The sequence below is a fragment of the Bombilactobacillus bombi genome, assembly GCF_013607485.1.
In the GTDB taxonomy this organism is placed as follows: domain Bacteria; phylum Bacillota; class Bacilli; order Lactobacillales; family Lactobacillaceae; genus Bombilactobacillus; species Bombilactobacillus bombi_A.
On sequence record NZ_SCHP01000128.1, the window covers coordinates 1 to 1177 of the forward strand.

The window sequence follows — 1177 nt, forward strand, 5'->3', positions numbered from 1 at the left end:
AGCATCAACCATTATAAATACATATGTATTCAAAATACATAAAAACGTATCATTATTAAATTAAGTAAAAAATAAAAATTAAATACTTTTTTTATTTTTTTTTAAATAATAGTACAATCATGTGATATGGAATTAGTTTTAATATTTGTGAATACCAAATATTATACGTAAATAAACCTGAACGTTTTAAGTGCTATTCTAAAGAGGATCTTTTTGTCGCTAATAGTACACAGACCAATATAACTGGAATATTTTCTCTTCATCAACTTAACAATTTATCAACTAAGATCTAAATAATTATTTTATAACCCAGATTCCATAATTAACCCAAATATCACTAAACTAAAAAACCCAAATTAATTCCTTAACGATGATAGTTACAACACAGGAATTAATTTGAGCACTACTACTTTGTTCAGGTTTGATCGAGATAGGATAGAACTTTTACCAAAACAATGCAAAACACCACAACAAATTGCTGAAGCATTTGGCAGAGCCAAGTCCACTATTTATATGTAATTGTAATGAATGCACCCAATAGAAGCGTAGACAATATCAAACTTGCACTAGTATTGAACAACGAACTGCAACGATCAATCAAAGTAAAAAGTTTGGTCATTGAGTACATAAATACGTTTTTATCCAGTAGTGGGCAGAGCAAGGAATTTTAGTAACCTTGGTGAAACGTTATAGTCGCTTATTTGCAACTATGAAAGCCTCAGATCGGACTACACAATATAAAAACTTATAATGGCGCTAGGATTTAACTACTTATTTCTGTCATCCTTATTTACCTTAAGAACTAGACAGCAAAGAGTATTTTGAACGTAAACTGCGCTGATATTTCCCAAGAAAACTAGCTTTATCCAGGTGACTATCGATAAAGTTCTGGACGCTATCGAACTAATTAATAATCTGCTATTAAAGTTATACAATTATCGTGTACCTTTGAAGCTTTTAAATCTTATTCGGATTAAACTTGTAATCTTTCAATTCTAAATAAAATTTACTAAAAAATATCACATTAATTATCTTGCTCTTGTAAATATTTAGCGATGGATAAAGCTTTGGCGCCATAAACTGTTGATGGACCGCCACCCATTAAAATTGCAACATTTACAACTTCAGCTAATTCTTCCATTGTCACGCCGTTTTGTAAATTACTCTTAACATGTGA

1 protein-coding gene is annotated in these 1177 nt (G+C 30.1%); it reads right to left on the reverse strand.

Translation table 11 applies throughout. The annotated features are described in order from the left end of the window. Nucleotides 1–1024: 1024 nt before the first annotated feature. The coding region (locus EQ827_RS08755) for a carboxymuconolactone decarboxylase family protein (protein ID WP_181190592.1) at nt 1025–1177 on the reverse strand (153 nt) is incomplete at its 5' end.